General features: G+C 63.3%; 28 protein-coding genes. 27 read left to right on the forward strand and 1 reads right to left on the reverse strand.

Going from position 1 to position 19479, the window contains the following annotated elements; translation table 11 throughout:
* The first annotated feature begins 1 nt into the window (after position 1).
* On the forward strand, positions 2–2023 hold the full coding sequence (locus tag XH98_RS22980) for an ABC transporter ATP-binding protein (RefSeq protein WP_271598935.1): 2022 nt from the start codon (positions 2–4) through the stop codon (positions 2021–2023).
* Here the strand turns inward: XH98_RS22980 and XH98_RS22985 are convergent.
* Positions 1951–3189: an FAD-dependent oxidoreductase gene (locus tag XH98_RS22985; protein ID WP_271620041.1), complete on the reverse strand. Its 1239-nt coding sequence runs from the start codon at positions 3187–3189 to the stop codon at positions 1951–1953. The genes XH98_RS22980 and XH98_RS22985 overlap by 73 nt on opposite strands.
* Before the next feature lie 671 nt (positions 3190–3860).
* On the opposite strand from XH98_RS22985, the gene rpsL reads away from it, so the two are divergent.
* The 26 genes from rpsL to secY all read left to right on the forward strand — a co-directional run bounded on the left by rpsL (position 3861) and on the right by secY (position 19254).
* On the forward strand, positions 3861–4232 hold the full coding sequence (gene rpsL / locus XH98_RS22990; protein ID WP_007603006.1) for a 30S ribosomal protein S12: 372 nt from the start codon (positions 3861–3863) through the stop codon (positions 4230–4232).
* 15 nt (positions 4233–4247) lie between these two features.
* On the forward strand, positions 4248–4718 hold the full coding sequence (gene rpsG / locus XH98_RS22995) for a 30S ribosomal protein S7 (protein ID WP_008136420.1): 471 nt from the start codon (positions 4248–4250) through the stop codon (positions 4716–4718).
* Between the two features lie 33 nt (positions 4719–4751).
* On the forward strand, positions 4752–6824 hold the full coding sequence (gene fusA / locus XH98_RS23000; RefSeq protein ID WP_057745506.1) for an elongation factor G: 2073 nt from the start codon (positions 4752–4754) through the stop codon (positions 6822–6824).
* Between the two features lie 40 nt (positions 6825–6864).
* Positions 6865–8055, forward strand: coding sequence for an elongation factor Tu (gene tuf / locus XH98_RS23005; protein WP_194467931.1), 1191 nt, complete (start codon positions 6865–6867; stop codon positions 8053–8055).
* An 85-nt stretch (positions 8056–8140) separates the two neighbouring features.
* Positions 8141–8449 carry a 30S ribosomal protein S10 gene (gene rpsJ / locus XH98_RS23010; RefSeq protein WP_002712302.1) on the forward strand — a complete coding sequence of 103 codons (309 nt, stop codon included), beginning with the start codon at positions 8141–8143 and terminating at the stop codon, positions 8447–8449.
* 52 nt (positions 8450–8501) lie between these two features.
* On the forward strand, positions 8502–9218 hold the full coding sequence (gene rplC, locus XH98_RS23015) for a 50S ribosomal protein L3 (protein WP_188104661.1): 717 nt from the start codon (positions 8502–8504) through the stop codon (positions 9216–9218).
* Between the two features lies 1 nt (position 9219).
* Positions 9220–9840 carry a 50S ribosomal protein L4 gene (gene rplD, locus XH98_RS23020; RefSeq protein WP_057745497.1) on the forward strand — a complete coding sequence of 207 codons (621 nt, stop codon included), beginning with the start codon at positions 9220–9222 and terminating at the stop codon, positions 9838–9840.
* Positions 9837–10139, forward strand: a complete 303-nt coding sequence (locus tag XH98_RS23025) for a 50S ribosomal protein L23 (RefSeq protein WP_057745495.1) — start codon at positions 9837–9839, stop codon at positions 10137–10139. The genes rplD and XH98_RS23025 overlap by 4 nt, the downstream gene beginning before the upstream one ends.
* Positions 10140–10151: 12 nt before the next feature.
* Positions 10152–10985 carry a 50S ribosomal protein L2 gene (gene rplB / locus XH98_RS23030; RefSeq protein ID WP_057745491.1) on the forward strand — a complete coding sequence of 278 codons (834 nt, stop codon included), beginning with the start codon at positions 10152–10154 and terminating at the stop codon, positions 10983–10985.
* 12 nt (positions 10986–10997) lie between these two features.
* A complete protein-coding gene (rpsS, locus tag XH98_RS23035; protein ID WP_008136357.1) occupies positions 10998–11276 on the forward strand; it encodes a 30S ribosomal protein S19 in 279 nt (92 codons plus the stop codon).
* 10 nt (positions 11277–11286) lie between these two features.
* On the forward strand, positions 11287–11676 hold the full coding sequence (gene rplV, locus XH98_RS23040) for a 50S ribosomal protein L22 (RefSeq protein WP_057745488.1): 390 nt from the start codon (positions 11287–11289) through the stop codon (positions 11674–11676).
* A gap of 18 nt (positions 11677–11694) precedes the next feature.
* Positions 11695–12420 (forward strand): 30S ribosomal protein S3, encoded by a 726-nt coding sequence (rpsC, locus tag XH98_RS23045; RefSeq protein WP_014494500.1) that lies wholly within the window; start codon positions 11695–11697, stop codon positions 12418–12420.
* Positions 12421–12449: 29 nt separating this feature from the next.
* Positions 12450–12863, forward strand: a complete 414-nt coding sequence (rplP, locus tag XH98_RS23050) for a 50S ribosomal protein L16 (RefSeq protein WP_008136349.1) — start codon at positions 12450–12452, stop codon at positions 12861–12863.
* A gap of 5 nt (positions 12864–12868) precedes the next feature.
* The gene (gene rpmC / locus XH98_RS23055; protein WP_027520957.1) at positions 12869–13075 is read left to right on the forward strand and encodes a 50S ribosomal protein L29; all 207 of its coding nucleotides are present in this window, start codon (positions 12869–12871) and stop codon (positions 13073–13075) included.
* 13 nt (positions 13076–13088) lie between these two features.
* The gene (rpsQ, locus tag XH98_RS23060) at positions 13089–13337 is read left to right on the forward strand and encodes a 30S ribosomal protein S17 (RefSeq protein ID WP_057745481.1); all 249 of its coding nucleotides are present in this window, start codon (positions 13089–13091) and stop codon (positions 13335–13337) included.
* Between the two features lie 96 nt (positions 13338–13433).
* Positions 13434–13802 carry a 50S ribosomal protein L14 gene (gene rplN, locus XH98_RS23065; protein ID WP_008549246.1) on the forward strand — a complete coding sequence of 123 codons (369 nt, stop codon included), beginning with the start codon at positions 13434–13436 and terminating at the stop codon, positions 13800–13802.
* Positions 13802–14116, forward strand: coding sequence for a 50S ribosomal protein L24 (gene rplX, locus XH98_RS23070; RefSeq protein ID WP_011088142.1), 315 nt, complete (start codon positions 13802–13804; stop codon positions 14114–14116). Before rplN ends, rplX begins: the two co-directional genes overlap by 1 nt.
* Entirely contained in the window at positions 14109–14666 is a 558-nt protein-coding gene (gene rplE / locus XH98_RS23075) for a 50S ribosomal protein L5 (protein ID WP_057745478.1), read from the forward strand. Before rplX ends, rplE begins: the two co-directional genes overlap by 8 nt.
* Positions 14667–14712: 46 nt before the next feature.
* The gene (gene rpsN / locus XH98_RS23080) at positions 14713–15018 is read left to right on the forward strand and encodes a 30S ribosomal protein S14 (RefSeq protein ID WP_057745473.1); all 306 of its coding nucleotides are present in this window, start codon (positions 14713–14715) and stop codon (positions 15016–15018) included.
* 14 nt (positions 15019–15032) lie between these two features.
* On the forward strand, positions 15033–15431 hold the full coding sequence (gene rpsH, locus XH98_RS23085) for a 30S ribosomal protein S8 (RefSeq protein ID WP_057745471.1): 399 nt from the start codon (positions 15033–15035) through the stop codon (positions 15429–15431).
* Between the two features lie 16 nt (positions 15432–15447).
* A complete protein-coding gene (gene rplF, locus XH98_RS23090) occupies positions 15448–15981 on the forward strand; it encodes a 50S ribosomal protein L6 (RefSeq protein ID WP_057745468.1) in 534 nt (177 codons plus the stop codon).
* 11 nt (positions 15982–15992) lie between these two features.
* The gene (rplR, locus tag XH98_RS23095) at positions 15993–16355 is read left to right on the forward strand and encodes a 50S ribosomal protein L18 (protein ID WP_008549238.1); all 363 of its coding nucleotides are present in this window, start codon (positions 15993–15995) and stop codon (positions 16353–16355) included.
* 44 nt (positions 16356–16399) lie between these two features.
* Positions 16400–16993 (forward strand): 30S ribosomal protein S5, encoded by a 594-nt coding sequence (gene rpsE, locus XH98_RS23100; protein ID WP_057745465.1) that lies wholly within the window; start codon positions 16400–16402, stop codon positions 16991–16993.
* Between the two features lie 25 nt (positions 16994–17018).
* Positions 17019–17225 carry a 50S ribosomal protein L30 gene (gene rpmD / locus XH98_RS23105; RefSeq protein ID WP_057745463.1) on the forward strand — a complete coding sequence of 69 codons (207 nt, stop codon included), beginning with the start codon at positions 17019–17021 and terminating at the stop codon, positions 17223–17225.
* 61 nt (positions 17226–17286) lie between these two features.
* Entirely contained in the window at positions 17287–17772 is a 486-nt protein-coding gene (gene rplO, locus XH98_RS23110) for a 50S ribosomal protein L15 (protein ID WP_057745461.1), read from the forward strand.
* A 150-nt stretch (positions 17773–17922) separates the two neighbouring features.
* A complete protein-coding gene (gene secY / locus XH98_RS23115; RefSeq protein WP_057745459.1) occupies positions 17923–19254 on the forward strand; it encodes a preprotein translocase subunit SecY in 1332 nt (443 codons plus the stop codon).
* The last annotated feature ends 225 nt before the right edge of the window (positions 19255–19479 follow it).

The following is a 19479-nucleotide window of genomic DNA, read 5'->3' on the forward strand; positions in this document are numbered from 1 at the left end:
CATGGCGTCCAGGCCCCTTTCTCCCGACAAACAGAAGCTCGCCGCGCAAGAGGCGGCCGAGCTCGACGACAAGCTCGCCTCCAGCCTCAAGCCGGACCTCGAAGACGACGAGGGCGACGAAGAGGAGGATGATGACGAGCTTGAGCTCGACGACGACGATGATGATGAGGATCTTGTCGTCTTTACCGCGCGCGAAGCCGCCGGCGCGCTCGCGACCATCCTGGGTTTCGTCAAGCCCTTCCTGTCCAACTACAAGCGCATCCTGGGCTATGTGGCGTTCGGCGTTCTGGTCGAGACGCTGTTCAACGTCATCATGCCGCTCAGCCTGAAGTTCCTGATCGACGACGCGCTCGGCGAGGAGGATTTCCAGGCGCTGTACAAGATCCTCGGCGTGCTCGCGGCCGCCGGCATCTTCACCTCGATCGTCGCGGTCTGGTACGAACGCTGGGACGCGCGGCTCGCCGCCTGCGTCATCTCCGATGTCCGCAAGCGCCTGTTCGAGCACGTTCAGGACCTGCCCGCCGCCTATTTCGGCCGCACCAAGCGCGGCGAGATCCTGTCGCGCTTCTCGGTCGACCTCTCGGCCTTCGAAGGCTCGGTCAAGACCTTCACCAACAGCGCCGCGCTGCCGTTCCTGGAGTTGATCGCCGGCATTATCCTGATGCTGTTCCTGAACTGGCAGCTCGCAGTCGTCGCGCTGCTGGTGTTCCCGATCACGCTGATCGGTCCACGTATCCTGACGCCGAAGGCGGTGCAGGCCAATTACGAGCAGAAGCTCAACGAAAGCGCGCTGCTCGGCATGGTGCAGGAGAACGTGGCGGCGCAGGCCGTGATCAAGGCCTTCAGCCTGCAACGCAAGATGTTCGGTTTCTTCACCTTCCGCAACGACGAGACCCGCAACAAGATCGCGGCTGCCGGGTTCCTGTCGACGATGGTGGAGCGCACCGTCACCATCTCGGTGCTGTTGCTGCACCTCGTCGTGCTCGCGATCGGCGCTTACCTGGCGACCAAGGGCCAGATCACCATCGGAACTTTCGTCACTTTCGAGAGCGCGTTCTGGGAGGTCTCCTACAACATCGCCCATGTGATGCACTTCATCCCGGTGTCGATCTCCTCGGCCGCCGCGATCCGCCACATGCAGGAGTTGCTGGACGAGCCAACTCGCGCTGCGGACCGTCCCGGCGCGCCCGATCTGCCGCGCATCACCCACGACATCACCTTCGACCACGTGACGTTCCAGTACGAGGGCGCGCAGACTCCGGTGCTGGACAATCTCAGCCTCAGGCTCAACGCCGGCAAGCGCATCGCCATTGTTGGACCCTCGGGCTCCGGCAAGAGCACGCTGCTGAACCTGATCCTGCGGCTCTACGTGCCTGACGAGGGCCGCGTCACCATCGACGGTGTCGACGTCCGCAAAGTGACTCTGGATTCGCTGCGCCGGAGCATGGCGGTGGTGTTTCAGGAGAACATGCTGTTCAACATGTCGATCCGCGAGAACATCCGGCTCGGCAAGGAGGGCGCGACCGATGATGAGGTGGAGGAGGCGGCCAAGAAGGCCGAGATCCACCGCTACATCATGAGCCTGCCGCAGCGCTACGACACCCCGGTCGGCGAGCGCGGTGATACACTCTCAGGCGGCCAGCGCCAGCGCATCGCGATCGCGCGCGCGGTCATCCGCAATCCCTCCGTGCTGCTGCTCGACGAGGCGACCTCGGCGCTCGACCAGACCACGGAGGCCGCGATCAACCGCACGTTGCTGAAGGTCGCCAAGGGCCGCACCATGATCTGGTCGACCCATCGCCTGACGTCGGTGGTCGAGATGGACGAGATCATCGTGATTTCAGGGGGCAGGGCGATCGAGCGCGGTTCGCATGCCGAGCTGCTCGCCAAGAACGGCACCTATCGCAAGCTGTGGAACGACCAGATCCACCAGCCGCACGGCGTGGCCGCTCAGGCTGACGATGACAGCGATGACGACGAGGACGATGAGGACCTCGACGAGGACGACGAGGACGAGGAGTGACCGAGGAAGTTCGGCTCCAGGTGGACAGCGCCTCCGAGCCGCCGCATTAATCCCTGGGTCGACCATGCCATGAAGCGCGCCCAGCGCTGCGCCGTCCAGTAGGGGCTCGTCGCAATCGAAACCGAGCGGAAGTCGAAGGCTTTCGCCGCCGACCATTCATCGCAGGCCCGCTTGACGGGATCAGCGTAGAAGGCGGCGATCTTGTTCGCATCCATCCCGTCCGACGCCAGCCATTGCGGGATGTAGACGTTGCAGAGCCGCTCGACGTCCGTGAACACCTTGTCGCAACCCGTGCCCGCAGCCGGGCAGGAGGTTGCGTAGGCATCGCCTGCCAGCACCACGCCGGGCTGATCGCTGGCATCGTTCACATAGAGATCGACCGGGCGAATCTTCACCTCGCCCATGATGTCGAAGGCGCTGGTGATGCACTTGAGCCGCGGCAGGGCGGCGTTCAAGGTCTCGGCCGGCGCGCGGCGGAATTCGTTCAGCCAGGGATCGTCGAAGCTGCGATAGACGAACAGATTGGCCCGCATCCGGGTGCCGATCGGAAAAAGCGAGATGTAGGCAATACGGTCGCTCGGCCGCTCGGAGAAATAGGTCAGCGCCGGGAAGTCGAACGCGTTCCGCCCGGCCGGAGCCACATCGAACCCGATCGAGATCGAATGACAGGCGCTGACGATGTTTCTGCTGATGCCGAGCTGGTGCCGCAAGCCGACATTCAGACCGTTGGCGAGCACGACCAGGCGGGCGGAAATCGTCTCGTCATTGGCGAGCGCCACCCTCTGCCGTTCGGGGCTGGTCTCGATCGAGACCGCCTTGGTCCAGATTCGCTCGACGGTGCCGGGAATCTCGGCGCGGATCGCGTTGACCAGGGCATCATAGAGGAGGTTGAACTGCCGGCTCGGCGCCTTGTCGAGCAGATGGCCGAACCGTGCGATCCAGTTCTCGCCGGATAAAGTCGCGCGGCGCAGCACTGAGTCGGCGATTCCCGTGCGCTGGAATCGCTCGAGCTGCGCGTGACCGCTGAGTTTCTCGACACGAAAATCGGCCGGATAGGTCTCGCGCGGGTCGATCAGCACGGCTGAAGCTCCGGCACGCCCAAGCATTGCGGCGGCGGTCGAGCCGGCAAGTCCCCCACCAATGATGGCAATATCGGTGTACCGCATCGCGCTTGCCTCTGCCGAAAGTGGGCAGATTGCCGCGTGAGCAGAAAAAAAGCCTTAGCGTTTGTTATAAAAGTACATTACATCCGGGTAAAAATTGGTCTGAGGCTGGCGGAGCAGGGGCTTCGTTCCCATATCCGGGGCGCGCTGTGAGGGCGCCAAGCAGGCAATTTCTGAAGGCGCGAGAAGCGCTTTGTGACTGTCGTTTCGCCTTGACTTGAACGATTCTCACTTATAGAAAGCGCCTCACTTAACGACAGGCGGTGAGCATCGCCAACGTCGGAACGGGCTACCCGTTTGATCCCTGAGGGGTCGCAAAGACGGGCACCAACCTCGACGAATGCCGCTCAAACGCTGTCGATAATAGCTAGGCAATGCCAGTGCGATTTTAGGTCTTCCGAGCATGTTCTCGCGAGGCCGAATTCGGATGCATGACCTCAGTGCGCGGGCCGTCGCTTTACGCTGATCGGCCCAAAGACTGCGGTCCTCTGTGGCGTCGAAGCGCTTTCCGCTCAGCGATGGAGCGGTTGGCGCGATTTCGCTTTGTGCGGATTGTTCCCGTGCGAGGCGGCCCCGTCGGGCGGGTAGCGCGACAGAATTTGCGGTCCCGGCAACGGGCTCGCGGCAAGACAGCGGACCCGCAAGGGGCTGCGATAACAAAGGGTAAGGCCAGGATGCCGACGATCAACCAGCTGATCGCTCAACCGCGTGAAGTGCAGAAGTCGCGCAAGAAGGTGCCAGCGCTGCAGCAGTCGCCGCAGAAGCGTGGCGTTTGCACGCGCGTCTACACCACGACCCCGAAGAAGCCGAACTCGGCGCTTCGTAAGGTCGCCAAGGTGCGTCTGACCAACGGTTTCGAGGTGATCGGCTACATCCCGGGTGAGGGCCATAACCTTCAGGAGCACTCGGTGGTCATGATCCGCGGCGGCCGCGTCAAGGACTTGCCCGGCGTGCGCTACCACATCCTCCGCGGCGTTCTGGATACCCAGGGCGTCAAGAACCGTAAGCAGCGTCGTTCGAAGTACGGCGCGAAGCGTCCGAAGTAAGCGGGAACCAGCTCAATGTCTCGTCGCCACTCAGCGGAAAAGCGCGAAGTTCTTCCCGATCCGAAGTTCGGGAACATCATCGTCACGAAGTTCATGAACTCGGTGATGTACGCCGGCAAGAAGTCGGTCGCGGAAGGCATCGTCTACGGTGCGTTCGGCATCATCGAATCCAAGACCAAGCAGAACCCGCTCGGCGTGTTCGAGCAGGCGCTCGAGAACGTCATGCCGACGATCGAAGTGCGCTCCCGCCGCGTCGGCGGCGCGACCTATCAGGTTCCGGTCGAAGTTCGCTCGACCCGCCGTCAGGCCCTGGGCATCCGCTGGCTGATTTCGGCTGCACGCGAGCGCAACGAGAAGACCATGACCGAGCGTCTCTCGGCAGAGCTGCTGGATGCATCGAACAACCGCGGGAACGCCGTCAAGAAGCGTGAAGACGTGCACCGGATGGCGGAAGCCAACCGCGCCTTCTCGCATTATCGCTGGTAACGGCGAACCAAACGGACTCGCAAGGAACACCCCATGCCCCGCCAACATGCCATCGAGGACTACCGTAACTTCGGTATCATGGCGCATATCGACGCCGGCAAGACGACGACGACCGAGCGCATCCTCTATTACACCGGCAAGAGCCACAAGATCGGCGAAGTGCACGAAGGTGCCGCGACGATGGACTGGATGGAGCAGGAGCAGGAGCGTGGCATCACGATCACCTCGGCTGCGACCACCGCGTTCTGGAACGGCAAGCGCCTGAACATCATCGACACTCCCGGCCACGTCGACTTCACCATCGAAGTCGAGCGTTCGCTGCGCGTGCTCGACGGCGCCGTCTGCGTGCTCGATTCGAACCAGGGCGTTGAGCCCCAGACCGAGACCGTCTGGCGCCAGGGCGACAAGTACAAGGTTCCGCGCATCGTCTTCGCCAACAAGATGGACAAGATCGGTGCCGACTTCTTCAAATGTCTGGCCGACATCGTCGACCGTCTGGGTGCCAAGCCCGTCGCGATCCAGCTTCCGATCGGTGCCGAGAACAACTTCAAGGGTCTCGTCGACCTCGTGAAGATGAAGGGCGTCGTCTGGAACGACGAGTCGCTCGGCGCGAAGTTCGACTATGTCGACATTCCGGAAGACCTCGTCGACCAGGCCAAGGAATACCGCGAGAAGATGGTGGAAGCCGCCGTCGAGCTCGACGACGACGCCATGGCCGCTTACCTCGACGGCAAGGAGCCGGACGAGGCGACCCTGAAGCGCCTGATCCGCAAGGCGGTGCTGACTGGCGCGTTCTATCCCGTGCTGTGCGGCTCGGCCTTCAAGAACAAGGGCGTGCAGCCGCTGCTCGACGCGGTCGTCGACTATCTGCCGTCGCCGCTCGACGTGCCCGCGATCAAGGGCACCGACGACAAGGGCAACGAGGTCGTGCGCAAGGCGGACGACAAGGAGCCGCTGGCTCTGCTCGCTTTCAAGATCATGGACGACCCGTTCGTCGGCACCATCACCTTCTGCCGCATCTACTCCGGCGTTCTGCAGAGTGGCACCGGCGTCGTGAACTCGACCCGCGAGAAGAAGGAGCGCATCGGGCGCATGCTCTTGATGCATGCGAACAACCGCGAAGACATCAAGGAAGCCTATGCCGGCGACATCGTCGCGCTGGCTGGCCTGAAGGAAGCGCGCACCGGTGACACGCTGTGCGATCCCGACAAGCAGGTGATCCTGGAGAAGATGGAATTTCCCGAGCCGGTCATCGAGATCGCGATCGAGCCGAAGTCCAAGGCCGACCAGGAGAAGCTGGGCGTGGCGCTGGCCAAGCTCGCCGCGGAGGATCCGTCCTTCCGCGTGTCGACCGACCACGAGTCCGGCCAGACCATCCTCAAGGGCATGGGCGAACTCCACCTCGACATCAAGGTCGACATCCTCAAGCGTACCTACAAGGTCGACGCCAACATCGGCGCGCCGCAGGTTGCGTTCCGCGAGCGGATCACCAAGCGCGTCGAGCACAGCTACACCCACAAGAAGCAGACCGGCGGTACCGGCCAGTTCGCGGCCGTATCGTTCATCGTCGAGCCGAACGAGCCCGGCAAGGGCTACGAGTTCGAATCGAAGATCGTCGGCGGCGCGGTGCCGAAGGAATACATTCCCGGCGTCGAGAAGGGTCTGGAGAGCGTGCTGTCGTCCGGCGTGGTCGCGGGCTTCCCCGTGGTCGACGTCAAGGTGACGCTCGTCGACGGCAAGTATCACGACGTTGACTCGTCGGCGCTGGCCTTCGAAATCGCTTCGCGCGCCTGCTTCCGCGAAGCGCTGCAGATGGGCAAGTCCGTCCTGCTCGAGCCGATCATGAAGGTCGAAGTGGTGACCCCGGAAGACTATACCGGTTCGGTCATCGGCGACCTGAATTCCCGGCGCGGTCAGATCCAGGGCCAGGACATGCGCGGCAACGCCAACGTCATCAATGCGATGGTGCCGCTCATGAACATGTTCGGTTACGTGAACAACCTGCGCTCGATGAGCCAGGGCCGCGCGACCTTCACCATGCAGTTCGATCACTACGCAGAAGCGCCGGCTAACGTGTCGGCGGAAGTCCAAAAGAAGTTTGCCTGATTGTCGTCGGTCCAGAGCTGACGATTGAACGGAGAGTCAAATGGCCAAAGCAAAGTTTGAACGTACCAAGCCGCACTGCAACATCGGCACCATCGGTCACGTCGACCATGGCAAGACGTCGCTGACCGCGGCGATCACCAAGGTTCTCGCCGAAGCCGGCGGTGCGACGTTCACCGCGTACGACCAGATCGACAAGGCGCCGGAAGAGAAGGCGCGTGGCATCACCATCTCGACCGCACACGTCGAGTACGAGACGCCGAACCGCCACTACGCGCACGTCGACTGCCCCGGCCACGCCGACTACGTGAAGAACATGATCACCGGCGCCGCCCAGATGGACGGTGCGATCCTGGTCGTGTCGGCTGCTGACGGCCCGATGCCGCAGACCCGCGAGCACATCCTGCTCGCCCGCCAGGTCGGCGTGCCCGCGCTCGTCGTGTTCCTCAACAAGTGCGACATGGTCGACGATCCGGAGCTGCTCGAACTCGTCGAGCTCGAGGTTCGCGAGCTGCTCTCCAAGTACGACTTCCCGGGCGACAAGATCCCGATCATCAAGGGTTCGGCTCTCGCCGCTCTCGAAGATTCGGACAAGAAGCTCGGCCACGACGCGATCATCGAGCTGATGAAGAACGTCGACAGCTACATCCCGCAGCCGGAGCGTCCGATCGACCAGCCGTTCCTGATGCCGGTTGAAGACGTGTTCTCGATCTCGGGCCGCGGCACCGTCGTGACCGGCCGTGTCGAGCGCGGCGTCGTCAAGGTCGGCGAGGAAATCGAGATCGTCGGTCTCCGCGCCACCCAGAAGACCACCGTCACCGGCGTCGAAATGTTCCGCAAGCTGCTCGATCAGGGCCAGGCCGGCGACAACATCGGTGCGCTGCTCCGCGGTACCAAGCGTGAAGACGTCGAGCGCGGCCAGGTGCTGTGCAAGCCGGGTTCGGTCAAGCCGCACACCAAGTTCAAGGCCGAGGCTTACATCCTCACCAAGGAGGAGGGCGGTCGCCACACCCCGTTCTTCACCAACTATCGTCCGCAGTTCTACTTCCGCACCACCGACGTGACCGGTGTCGTGCATCTGCCGGAGGGTACCGAGATGGTGATGCCGGGCGACAACATTGCGATGGAAGTGCACCTGATCGTGCCGATCGCGATGGAAGAGAAGCTCCGCTTCGCGATCCGCGAAGGTGGCCGCACCGTCGGCGCCGGCGTCGTCGCCTCGATCATCGAGTAATTACGCGAATAGGGATTGGCGGGTAGCGAATGGGGACATTCGCTATTCGCTATTCGCCACCCCCCACTAAAGAGAGACCACGGCAATGAACGGCCAAAACATTCGTATCCGTCTCAAGGCGTTCGACCATCGTATTCTCGATACGTCGACCCGCGAGATCGTGAACACGGCGAAGCGCACCGGTGCGCAGGTCCGCGGACCCATTCCGCTGCCCACCCGCATCGAGAAGTTCACCGTCAACCGTTCGCCGCACGTCGACAAGAAGAGCCGCGAGCAGTTCGAGATGCGCACTCACAAGCGCCTGCTCGACATCGTCGATCCGACCCCGCAGACCGTCGATGCTTTGATGAAGCTCGACCTGGCCGCCGGTGTCGACGTCGAGATCAAGCTCTAAGATTTTGGATCACGTTCGCACCTAGCGGACAGAAAGAACAGGAAGCACGCCGATGCGCTCCGGAGTGATCGCACAAAAGGTCGGGATGACGCGGGTCTTTACAGAGGCCGGCGAACATATCCCCGTGACCGTGCTGAAGCTCGGCAATTGCCAGGTCGTAGGCCACCGCACTGAAGAGAAGAACGGTTACGTCGCGCTCCAGCTGGGTTCTGGCAGCCGCAAGACCGTGTACATGCCCAAGGCGGAGCGCGGCCAGTTCGCGGTCGCCAAGGTCGAGCCGAAGCGCCAGGTCGAGGAGTTCCGCGTCACCGCGGACGCCATGATCCCCGTTGGCGCCGAGATCCAGGCCGATCACTTCGTCGTCGGCCAGTTCGTCGACGTCACCGGCACTTCGGTCGGTAAGGGCTTCGCCGGCGGTATGAAGCGCTGGAATTTCGGCGGTCTGCGCGCCACGCATGGTGTGTCGATCTCGCACCGTTCGATCGGTTCGACCGGTGGCCGTCAGGACCCCGGCAAGACCTGGAAGAACAAGAAGATGCCCGGCCACATGGGTGTCGACCGCATCACCACGCTGAACCTTCGCGTCGTCCAGACCGATGTCGAGCGTGGCCTGATCCTCGTCGAAGGCGCCGTTCCCGGCTCCAAGGGCGGCTGGATCCGCGTGCGCGACGCCGTCAAGAAGCCGCTGCCGAAGGAAGCTCCGAAGCCCGGCAAGTTCAAGGTTGCGGGCGGCGAAGCCGAGGCTGCGGCCCAGCAAGAGGGTGCGTGAGATGGAACTGAAGGTCACCACCCTTGAGGGTAAGGAGGCTGGCTCGGTCCAGCTGTCCGACGCCATTTTCGGCCTCGAGCCGCGCCAGGACATCATTGCGCGTTGCGTGCAATGGCAGCTCAACAAGCGCCAGGCCGGTACGCACAAGGCCAAGGGCCGCGCCGAGATCTGGCGCACCGGCAAGAAGATGTACAAGCAGAAGGGCACCGGCGGTGCTCGTCACGGCTCGGCCCGCGTGCCGCAGTTCCGCGGCGGCGGTCGTGCCTTCGGTCCGGTCGTGCGTTCGCACGCCACCGACCTGCCGAAGAAGGTCCGCGCGCTCGCTCTCAAGCATGCGCTGTCGGCCAAGGCCAAGGACGGCGATCTGCTCGTGATCGAGAAGGCCGCGCTGGAAGCCGCCAAGACCAAGGCGCTGCTCGGTCACTTCTCGGGCCTGGGCTTGACCAACGCGCTGATCATCGACGGCGCCGAGCTCAACAACGGCTTCGCCGCTGCGGCCCGCAACATCCCGAACATGGACGTGCTGCCGATCCAGGGCATCAATGTCTATGACATCCTGCGCCGTCAGAAGCTCGTTCTGACCAAGGCCGCCATCGATGCGCTGGAGGCGCGCTTCAAATGAGCAAGAACATCGAGCCTCGGCATTATGACGTGATCGTCGCCCCTGTCGTCACCGAAAAGGCGACGCTGGCATCGGAGCACAACAAGGTCCTGTTCAAGGTGGCCGCCAAGGCGACCAAGCCGCAGATCAAGGAAGCGGTCGAGAAGCTCTTCGACGTCAAGGTCAAGAGCGTCAACACGCTGGTCCGCAAGGGCAAGGTCAAGGTCTTCCGCGGCAATCTCGGCTCGCAGTCGAACACCAAGCGCGCGATCGTGACCCTCGAAGAGGGCCACCGGATCGACGTCACCACCGGTCTGTAAGGTCGCACGACGATGGCACTGAAGACATTCAATCCCACGACGCCGGGCCAGCGCCAGCTGGTGATGGTCGATCGTTCGGCGCTCTACAAGGGCAAGCCGCTCAAGGCGCTCACCGAAGGCAAGAAGTCCTCGGGTGGCCGCAACAACACCGGCCGCATCACCGTGCGCTTCCGTGGCGGTGGCCACAAGCAGACGCTGCGCACCGTCGACTTCAAGCGCGAGAAGACCGACGTTCCCGCGACCGTCGAGCGGCTGGAGTACGATCCGAACCGCACCGGCTTCATCGCCCTGATCAAGTATCAGGACGGCGAGCAGGCCTACATCCTGGCGCCGCAGCGCCTGGCCGTGGGTGACACCATCGTCGCCGGTAACTATGTCGACGTGAAGCCGGGCAACGTCATGCCGCTCGGCAACATGCCGGTCGGCACGATCATCCACAACATCGAGGTCAAGATCGGGAAGGGCGGTCAGCTCGCCCGTTCCGCCGGCACCTACGCCCAGCTGGTTGGCCGCGACCAGGACTACGTCATCATCCGCCTCAACTCGGGTGAGCAGCGCCTGGTGCACGGCCGTTGCCGCGGCACGATCGGCGCGGTGTCGAACCCGGACCACATGAACACCTCGATCGGCAAGGCCGGTCGCAAGCGTTGGATGGGCCGTCGCCCGCACAACCGTGGTGTCGCCATGAACCCGATCGACCATCCGCACGGCGGTGGTGAAGGTCGCACCTCGGGCGGTCGCCACCCGGTCACTCCGTGGGGCAAGCCGACCAAGGGCAAGAAGACCCGCACCAACAAGTCGACCAACAAATTCATTCTCCTAAGCCGCCACAAGCGGAAGAAGTAAGGAACGCCGGACATGGTTCGTTCAGTCTGGAAAGGCCCGTTCGTCGAGGGTTCTCTGCTCAAGAAGGCAGATGCCGCCCGCGCGTCCGGCCGTCACGACGTCATCAAGATCTGGAGCCGTCGCTCGACGATCCTGCCGCAATTCGTCGGCCTGACCTTCGGCGTCTACAACGGTCAGAAGCACGTGCCGGTGGCCGTCAACGAGGAAATGGTGGGTCACAAGTTCGGCGAGTTCTCGCCGACCCGGACCTTCCATGGCCACTCCGGCGACAAGAAAGCCAAGAAGGCTTGAGGATTAAACGATGAGCAAACCTAAGCGCGAACGGAGCCTCGCCGAGAACGAGGCCAAGGCGGTCGCCCGGATGCTGCGGGTGAGCCCGCAGAAGCTCAACCTGGTCGCCCAGCTCATTCGCGGCCGGAAGGCTTCCGCCGCGCTCGCCGACCTGCAGTTCTCGCGCAAGCGGATCGCGGTCGACGTGAAGAAGTGCCTGGAATCGGCGATCGCCAATGCCGAGAACAACCACGACCTCGACGTCGATGATCTCGTCGTGGCGCAGGCCTTCGTCGGCAACGGCCTCGTGATGAAGCGCTTTGCCGCCCGCGGCCGTGGCCGTTCGGGCCGTGTCTACAAACCATTTTCGCAGCTGACGATCATTGTTCGTCAGGTCGAAGCCGAAGCAGCAGCGGCTTAAGGGTCGCAGGAGAAAACGATGGGTCAAAAGATCAATCCGATCGGTCTGCGTCTCGGCATCAACCGGACCTGGGATTCCCGCTGGTTCGCCGGCAAGCAGGAATACGGCAAGCTGCTGCACGAGGACGTCAAGATCCGCGAGATCCTGCACAAGGAGCTCAAGCAGGCGGCCGTCGCCCGCATCGTGATCGAGCGTCCGCACAAGAAGTGCCGCGTCACCATCCACTCGGCTCGTCCGGGCGTGGTGATCGGCAAGAAGGGCGCGGACATCGACAAGCTGCGCAAGAAGGTCGCGGACATCACTTCGTCCGACGTCGTCATCAACATCGTCGAAATCCGCAAGCCGGAGCTCGATGCGACGCTGGTGGCCGAGTCGATCGCGCAGCAGCTGGAGCGCCGCGTGGCGTTCCGCCGTGCCATGAAGCGCGCCGTGCAGTCGGCGATGCGTCTCGGCGCGGAAGGCATCCGCATCAACTGCTCGGGACGTCTGGGCGGTGCGGAAATCGCTCGCATGGAGTGGTATCGCGAAGGCCGCGTGCCGCTGCACACGCTGCGCGCCGACATCGACTACGGCGTTGCGACCGCGTTCACGACCTTCGGCACCTGCGGCGTCAAGGTCTGGATCTTCAAGGGCGAGATCCTCGAGCACGATCCGATGGCCCAGGACAAGAGAATGGCCGAGGGCGAGACGGGTGGCAGTGGTGATCGTGGTGGCCGTCAGCGCCGCGATACGGCTGCGGCCTGATCAGCACAGGAATTTGAGGGCTTAAAGCCATGATGCAACCTAAGAAAACGAAGTTCCGGAAGGCGCATAAGGGCCGTATCCACGGCGTTGCGTCGTCGGGTGCGACGTTGGCGTTCGGCCAGTTCGGCCTGAAGGCGACCGAGCCGGAGCGCGTCACCGCGCGCCAGATCGAAGCCGCCCGCCGCGCGCTGACCCGCCACATGAAGCGCGCCGGCCGCGTCTGGATCCGGGTATTCCCCGACGTTCCGGTGTCGAAGAAGCCGGCCGAAGTCCGCATGGGCTCCGGCAAGGGGTCGCCGGAATTGTGGGTCGCCCGCGTCAAGCCGGGCCGGGTGCTGTTCGAGATCGACGGCGTCAACACCCAGACGGCGCGCGAAGCGCTGACGCTCGCGGCCGCCAAGCTGCCGATCAAGACGCGCTTCGTCGAGCGCATTGCGGAGTAATGGCCATGGCCCAGATGAAGATCGAAGACATCCGCGCGATGAGCCCCGACCAGCAGGACGATGCCGTCCTGAACCTGAAGAAGGAGCGCTTCAACCTGCGCTTCCAGCGTGCCACCGGGCAGCTCGAGAACACCTCGCGTCTGCGCGAGGCTCGCCGCGATATCGCCCGGATCAAGACCGTCGCCGCGCAGCAGCGCGCGAAGAAGAAGTAAGGGGCTAACGGATATGCCGAAACGTACTTTGCAAGGCGTGGTCGTCAGCGACAAGACTGCCAAGACCGTCGTGGTGCGCGTCGATCGCCGCTTCACGCACCCGATCTACAAGAAGACGATCCGCCGTTCGAAGAACTACCACGCGCACGACGAGAACAACGAGTTCAAGCCGGGCGACATGGTCTGGATCGAAGAGACCAAGCCGATCTCGAAGTTGAAGTGCTGGATCGTGATCCGGGGCGAACACAAGAAAAGCGCCTGATCTGTTGGCCTCGGCCGTTCATTTGGCCGACCGACTTCAGGGAAATGTTGAGCGCCGGCTAGGCTGGCGCAAAGAGAAAGAGGACGAGGTGCATCAATGATTCAGATGCAGACCAACCTCGACGTGGCCGATAATTCTGGCGCACGCCGTGTCATGTGTATCAAGGTGCTCGGAGGCTCCAAGCGCCGCTATGCCACGATCGGCGACATCATTGTCGTCTCGATCAAGGAAGCCATTCCGCGTGGCAAGGTGAAGAAGGGCGACGTGATGAAGGCCGTCGTGGTGCGCGTCCGCAAGGACATCCGCCGCGCCGACGGTTCGGTCATCCGCTTCGACCGCAACGCCGCCGTCCTGATCAACAACCAGGCCGAGCCGGTCGGCACCCGTATCTTCGGGCCCGTGCCGCGCGAGCTGCGTGCGAAGAACCACATGAAGATCATTTCGCTCGCGCCGGAGGTGCTGTGATGGCTGCGAAGATCCGCAAGGGCGACAAGGTCGTCGTGCTGACCGGTCGCGACAAGGGCCGCACCGGCGAAGTGTTCGAAGTTCGCCCCGACGCCGGCACGGCGCTCGTGCGCGGCATCAACATGGTCAAGCGTCACCAGAAGCAGACGCAGGCCCAGGAGGGCGGCATCATCTCGAAAGAGGCGCCGATCCAACTGTCCAACATCGCGTATGTCGGCAAGGACGGAAAGCCGACCCGCGTCGGATTCAAGATTCTGGCGGACGGCAAGAAGGTTCGCATCGCCAAGAGCTCGGGAGCTGAGATCGATGGCTGAGACCGCTTACACCCCGCGCCTGCGCGCGGAATACGATGCGAAGATCCGCACGGCGCTGACCGAGAAGTTCGGTTATCAGAACGTCATGCAGGTTCCGCGTCTGGACAAGGTCGTGCTGAACATGGGCGTTGGCGATTCCGTCAACGACCGCAAGAAGGCCGAGACCGCCGCTGCCGAGCTGACCCAGATCGCCGGCCAGAAGGCGATCGTGACCTACTCGCGGATCGCGATCGCGACCTTCAAGCTGCGTGAGAACCAGCCGATCGGCTGCAAGGTCACGCTGCGCAAGGCCCGTATGTACGAGTTCATCGATCGCCTGGTCAACGTCGCGCTGCCGCGCGTCCGCGACTTCCGCGGCCTGAACCCGAAGAGCTTTGACGGCCGCGGCAACTACTCGCTCGGCATCAAGGAGCACATCATTTTCCCCGAGATCGACTTCGACAAGGTCACGGAAGCCCGCGGTATGGACATCACCGTCTGCACCACGGCCAAGACCGACGAAGAGGCGAGGGCCTTGTTGACCGCTTTCAATTTCCCGTTCCGGCAGTGAGACGCTGACCTAAAGCCTCTCAAACGCGGATACCCAGGAGCCAAGCATGGCAAAGAAGAGTTCAGTCGAGAAGAACAACCGGCGCAAGCGGATGGTGAAGAACGCCGCCCCGAAGCGCGAGCGGTTGAAGGCGATCATCGCCGACAAGACGCTGCCGATGGAGGAGCGGTTCGCCGCGACCCTGAAGCTTGCGGAAATGCCGCGCAATTCGTCGGCCACCCGCATCCGTCTGCGTTGCGAGCTGTCGGGGCGCCCGCGCTCGAACTATCGCAAGAACAAGCTGTCCCGTATCGCGCTCCGCGACCTTGGCTCCAAGGGCATGGTCCCGGGCCTCGTGAAGTCGAGCTGGTAAGGAGGGTCGTTTAGATGTCTACGCACGATCCAATCAGCGATCTGATCACCCGCATCCGCAACGCGCAGATGCGCTCCAAGAGCAAGGTCTCCACGCCGGGCTCGAAGATGCGCGAGAACGTCCTCGAAGTGCTCAAGAGCGAGGGCTATATCCGCGGTTACGCGACCCTCGAGCACGCCTCGGGCCGCAGCGAGATCGAGATCGAGCTGAAGTATTTCGACGGTGAGCCCGTCATCCGCGAGATCGAACGTGTCTCCAAGCCCGGGCGTCGCGTGTACGCCTCGGTGAAGAACCTGCCGCGGGTCAATAACGGGCTCGGTATTTCGGTGTTGTCGACGCCGAAGGGGATCATGGCCGACCACAGTGCGCGTGAAGCGAACGTGGGCGGTGAAGTCCTCTTCACGGTGTTCTGAGAAGGGTTTTTGATCCATGTCACGAGTTGGCAAAAAGCCTGTGGCGGTGCCGTCCGGTGTGACCGCGACCGTCGATGGGCAGACCGTCAAGATGAAGGGGCCGAAGGGCCAGCTTCAGTTCGTCGTCCATGACGACGTCGAGGTGAAGCTCGAGAACGGCCAGGTCAAGGTCAAGCCGCGGGCCGAGACCAATCGCGCGCGGGCGCTGTATGGCACCGCTCGCGCCCAGGTCGCGAATCTGGTCGAAGGCGTCACCAAGGGCTTCGAGAAGAAGCTCGAGATCACCGGCGTCGGTTACCGCGCCGCGATGCAGGGCAAGAACCTGCAGCTCGCGCTCGGTTACAGCCACGACGTGATCTATCCGATCCCGGAAGGGATCACGATCGCCGTGCCGAAGCCGACCGAAATCACGGTCTCGGGCAGCGACATCCAGCGCGTCGGCCAGGTTGCCGCCGAGATCCGCTCCTATCGTCCGCCGGAGCCCTACAAGGGCAAGGGCGTGAAGTATGTGGGCGAATTCATCTTCCGCAAGGAAGGCAAGAAGAAGTAACGGAGCCGGTCATGTCCAAAGCCAAGGTTACCAATGCCCGGCGCAAGCGGAGTGTGCGGCTGAAGCTGCGCCGCTCCGGCGGTGGTCGTCCGCGTCTGTCGGTGTTCCGCTCGTCCAAGCACATCTACGCCCAGGTCATCGACGACCTGAAGGGCGAGACGCTGGCCTCTGCCTCCTCGCTCGAGAAGGCGATGCGCGACGGCGGCAAGACCGGCGCCGACATCGATGCGGCGAAGGCGGTCGGCAAGCTGCTGGCCGAGCGCGCTGCCGAGAAGGGCGTCAAGGAAGTCGTGTTCGATCGCGGCAGCTACCTCTACCACGGGCGCGTCAAGGCTCTCGCCGACGCTGCGCGTGAGAGCGGGCTGAGCTTCTAACAGAATTTGAGGATTGAGGCGCAAGCCTCTGAAGGATTGGAAAAATGGCAGAACGCGAACAACGTGGTGGACGCGATCAACGCGGCGGCGGACGTGAACGCAAGGAGCGCGAGGAGCGCGACAGCGAGTTCGTCGACAAGCTCGTCCACATCAATCGCGTGGCCAAGGTCGTCAAGGGCGGCAAGCGCTTCGGTTTCGCAGCGCTCGTCGTCATCGGCGATCAGAAGGGCCGCGCCGGCTTCGGTCACGGCAAGGCACGCGAAGTGCCTGAGGCGATCCGCAAGGCCACCGAGTCCGCCAAGCGCAACCTGACCCGCGTGTCGCTGCGCGAGGGCCGCACCCTGCATCACGACATCGCCGGCCGTCATGGCGCTGGCCGCGTCTATCTGCGTGCAGCTCCGGCCGGTACCGGCATCATCGCCGGCGGTCCGATGCGTGCGGTGTTCGAGACGCTCGGCGTCCAGGACGTGGTGGCGAAGTCGATCGGCTCGTCGAACCCGTACAACATGGTTCGCGCGACCTTCGATGCGCTGAAGCATCAGGATAGCCCGCGCTCGGTCGCGGCGCGCCGCAACATCAAGGTGTCCACCCTCCAGGGTCGTCGCATCGGCGGCGATGCCGAGGCGGCTGCGGACTAACCAACGCTTTTCGGAGTAGATCACGATGGCCAAGGACGCCGCTAAGTCCGCAAAGACGATCAAGCTCGAGCAGACCGGCAGCGCGATCCGCCGCCATCACTCGCAGCGTTCCACGCTGATCGGGCTCAAGCTCAACAAGATCGGCCGCGTCAGCGAATTGCCGGACACCCCGGCCGTCCGCGGCATGATCGAAAAGGTTCACCATCTCGTTCGCATCGTCGACGAGAAGTAAGATAGCGCGCATGATCCCGGTTTTCGGGCCAGATCATGCGCAAAACACAAGGAGCAGGGCGATGAAGCTCAGCGATATCGCCGACAACGCCGGCTCGCGCAAGAAGCGCATGCGCGTCGGCCGTGGCATCGGTTCGGGCAAGGGCAAGCAGTCGGGCCGCGGCGGCAAGGGCCAGACCGCGCGTTCGGGCGTGCGCATCAAGGGTTTCGAAGGCGGCCAGATGCCGTTGCATCGCCGTCTGCCCAAGCGCGGCTTCAACAACATCTTCCGCGTCGAGTACGCCGAGATCAATCTCGACCGGCTCCAGGATGCGGTCGATGCCAAGAAGCTCGACACCGGCAGCGTCGTGAACGTCGAGGCCCTGGTGAAGGCGGGCGTGCTGCGCCGCGCCAAGGCCGGTCTGCGGCTGCTCGGCCGCGGCGAGCTCAAGGCCAAGCTGAACATTGAGGTCCACGGCGCCACCAAGTCCGCAATCGAAGCGGTCGAGAAGGCCGGCGGATCGGTGAAGATCCTTGCCCCTGCGAAGGAAGAAGGCGAGGCGGCGTAACAACTGCGTCATTGGCCCGCGGCTCGCGGGCCTTTTCGCATGCGGGACGATGGACTTATCGAAGCCGAAGCGCCAGATAATGTCCGGCGTCCGCTAAAGTAGCCCGGCCGCGGGTATGACGGCGCAAAAGGCGGCGGGAGAAAGTCCAATATGGCCTCAGCAGCGGAACAACTGGCAGCCAACCTCAATTTCGGCGCGTTTGCCAAAGCCGACGAACTGAAGAAGCGTATCTGGTTCACCCTGGGTGCGCTGCTCGTTTATCGGCTCGGCACCTACATCCCGCTGCCCGGCATCGATCCCAACATCTGGGAGCAGGTGTTCAAGTCGCAGGCAGGCGGCATCCTCGGCATGTTCAACATGTTCGCCGGCGGCGGCATCCACCGCATGGCGATCTTCGCGCTGAACATCATGCCGTACATCTCGGCCTCGATCATCATCCAGCTCCTGACCACCGTCTCGCCGCAACTCGAGGCGCTGAAGAAGGAAGGTGAGGCGGGCCGCAAGACGCTGAACCAGTACACGCGCTATCTGACGGTGATCCTGGCCGCGTTCCAGTCCTACGGCATCGCGGTCGGTCTCGAAGGCGCCGGCAACGTCGTCAGTGACCCCGGCATGTTCTTCCGTCTCTCCACCGCGATCACGCTGACCGGCGGCACCATGTTCCTGATGTGGCTGGGCGAGCAGATCACCTCGCGCGGCATTGGCAACGGCATCTCGCTGATCATTCTCTCCGGCATCGTCGCCGAGCTCCCGGCGGCGCTCGCCAACATGCTCGAGCTCGGCCGTCAGGGCGCGATGTCGACCGGCCTGATCCTGATCGTGATCGTGATGGCAGTCGCCGTGATCGCCTTCATCGTGTTCATGGAGCGCGCTCAGCGCCGGCTGCTGATCCAGTATCCGAAGCGCCAGGTCGGCAACAAGATGTTCGAGGGCCAGTCCTCGCATCTGCCGCTCAAGCTCAACACGTCGGGCGTGATCCCGCCGATCTTCGCATCCTCGTTGCTGTTGCTGCCGACCACGGTCGCAAACTTCAACGCGGGCAAGGGACCGGAATGGTTCCAGTGGATCACCACCCAGCTCGGCCACGGCCGTCCCCTGTTCCTGGTGCTCTATCTCGCGTTGATCGTGTTCTTCGCCTTCTTCTACACCGCAATCGTGTTCAACCCGACCGAGACGGCGGACAATCTGAAGAAGCACGGCGGCTTCATCCCTGGCATCCGTCCGGGCGAGCGCACGGCCGAATATATCGACTATGTGCTGTCGCGCATCACCGTGCTGGGTGCGATTTATCTGGCGATCGTCTGCTTGATCCCGGAAATCCTGATCTCCTACGCCTCGGTGCCGTTCTACTTCGGCGGCACCTCGCTGCTGATCGTCGTCAGCGTCACCATGGACACGGTGGCGCAGGTGCAGGGCTATCTGCTGGCCCACCAGTATGAAGGCCTGATCCGCAAGTCGAAGCTGCGAGGCCGCCGCCGCTAGGGCTCGGCGTCCTCTCGCGGGCGGCACGCCTGTGCCACCCGATTCGCCGCGCAAGCGATGCGCGGCGTCCGCCAAGGCGATCAGCCCGTCCTTTGGTCGCATCGGATGAGCTGCTCTCACTGCAGCGCAATCCCTGATTTCAAAGGCCTTCTTGGCGTCCGGGCACTTGCTCCCTTATGATATGGGTAGCGGCGCGGCGCTGATTATGATTTGCACTGTTGCTGA

It is taken from the genome of Bradyrhizobium sp. CCBAU 51745, from assembly GCF_028128715.1.
GTDB classification, from domain to species: domain Bacteria; phylum Pseudomonadota; class Alphaproteobacteria; order Rhizobiales; family Xanthobacteraceae; genus Bradyrhizobium; species Bradyrhizobium manausense.

What these genes read in the sequence shown, in the direction of transcription:
- rpsN (WP_057745473.1), top strand. Translation starts at nt 14,713, where the DNA reads ATGGCAAAGAAGAGTTCAGTCGAGAAGAACAACCGGCGCAAGCGGATG.
- rpsS (WP_008136357.1), top strand. Translation starts at nt 10,998, where the DNA reads ATGGTTCGTTCAGTCTGGAAAGGCCCGTTCGTCGAGGGTTCTCTGCTC.
- rplE (WP_057745478.1), top strand. Translation starts at nt 14,109, where the DNA reads ATGGCTGAGACCGCTTACACCCCGCGCCTGCGCGCGGAATACGATGCG.
- rplV (WP_057745488.1), top strand. Translation starts at nt 11,287, where the DNA reads ATGAGCAAACCTAAGCGCGAACGGAGCCTCGCCGAGAACGAGGCCAAG.
- rplN (WP_008549246.1), top strand. Translation starts at nt 13,434, where the DNA reads ATGATTCAGATGCAGACCAACCTCGACGTGGCCGATAATTCTGGCGCA.
- XH98_RS22985 (WP_271620041.1), bottom strand. Translation starts at nt 3,189, where the DNA reads ATGCGGTACACCGATATTGCCATCATTGGTGGGGGACTTGCCGGCTCG.
- rplB (WP_057745491.1), top strand. Translation starts at nt 10,152, where the DNA reads ATGGCACTGAAGACATTCAATCCCACGACGCCGGGCCAGCGCCAGCTG.
- fusA (WP_057745506.1), top strand. Translation starts at nt 4,752, where the DNA reads ATGCCCCGCCAACATGCCATCGAGGACTACCGTAACTTCGGTATCATG.
- rpsH (WP_057745471.1), top strand. Translation starts at nt 15,033, where the DNA reads ATGTCTACGCACGATCCAATCAGCGATCTGATCACCCGCATCCGCAAC.
- rplP (WP_008136349.1), top strand. Translation starts at nt 12,450, where the DNA reads ATGATGCAACCTAAGAAAACGAAGTTCCGGAAGGCGCATAAGGGCCGT.
- rplX (WP_011088142.1), top strand. Translation starts at nt 13,802, where the DNA reads ATGGCTGCGAAGATCCGCAAGGGCGACAAGGTCGTCGTGCTGACCGGT.
- rplD (WP_057745497.1), top strand. Translation starts at nt 9,220, where the DNA reads ATGGAACTGAAGGTCACCACCCTTGAGGGTAAGGAGGCTGGCTCGGTC.
- rplC (WP_188104661.1), top strand. Translation starts at nt 8,502, where the DNA reads ATGCGCTCCGGAGTGATCGCACAAAAGGTCGGGATGACGCGGGTCTTT.
- rplO (WP_057745461.1), top strand. Translation starts at nt 17,287, where the DNA reads ATGAAGCTCAGCGATATCGCCGACAACGCCGGCTCGCGCAAGAAGCGC.
- rplF (WP_057745468.1), top strand. Translation starts at nt 15,448, where the DNA reads ATGTCACGAGTTGGCAAAAAGCCTGTGGCGGTGCCGTCCGGTGTGACC.
- rpsG (WP_008136420.1), top strand. Translation starts at nt 4,248, where the DNA reads ATGTCTCGTCGCCACTCAGCGGAAAAGCGCGAAGTTCTTCCCGATCCG.
- rpmD (WP_057745463.1), top strand. Translation starts at nt 17,019, where the DNA reads ATGGCCAAGGACGCCGCTAAGTCCGCAAAGACGATCAAGCTCGAGCAG.
- rplR (WP_008549238.1), top strand. Translation starts at nt 15,993, where the DNA reads ATGTCCAAAGCCAAGGTTACCAATGCCCGGCGCAAGCGGAGTGTGCGG.
- secY (WP_057745459.1), top strand. Translation starts at nt 17,923, where the DNA reads ATGGCCTCAGCAGCGGAACAACTGGCAGCCAACCTCAATTTCGGCGCG.
- rpsQ (WP_057745481.1), top strand. Translation starts at nt 13,089, where the DNA reads ATGCCGAAACGTACTTTGCAAGGCGTGGTCGTCAGCGACAAGACTGCC.
- rpsL (WP_007603006.1), top strand. Translation starts at nt 3,861, where the DNA reads ATGCCGACGATCAACCAGCTGATCGCTCAACCGCGTGAAGTGCAGAAG.
- tuf (WP_194467931.1), top strand. Translation starts at nt 6,865, where the DNA reads ATGGCCAAAGCAAAGTTTGAACGTACCAAGCCGCACTGCAACATCGGC.
- rpmC (WP_027520957.1), top strand. Translation starts at nt 12,869, where the DNA reads ATGGCCCAGATGAAGATCGAAGACATCCGCGCGATGAGCCCCGACCAG.
- rpsC (WP_014494500.1), top strand. Translation starts at nt 11,695, where the DNA reads ATGGGTCAAAAGATCAATCCGATCGGTCTGCGTCTCGGCATCAACCGG.
- rpsE (WP_057745465.1), top strand. Translation starts at nt 16,400, where the DNA reads ATGGCAGAACGCGAACAACGTGGTGGACGCGATCAACGCGGCGGCGGA.
- rpsJ (WP_002712302.1), top strand. Translation starts at nt 8,141, where the DNA reads ATGAACGGCCAAAACATTCGTATCCGTCTCAAGGCGTTCGACCATCGT.
- XH98_RS22980 (WP_271598935.1), top strand. Translation starts at nt 2, where the DNA reads ATGGCGTCCAGGCCCCTTTCTCCCGACAAACAGAAGCTCGCCGCGCAA.
- XH98_RS23025 (WP_057745495.1), top strand. Translation starts at nt 9,837, where the DNA reads ATGAGCAAGAACATCGAGCCTCGGCATTATGACGTGATCGTCGCCCCT.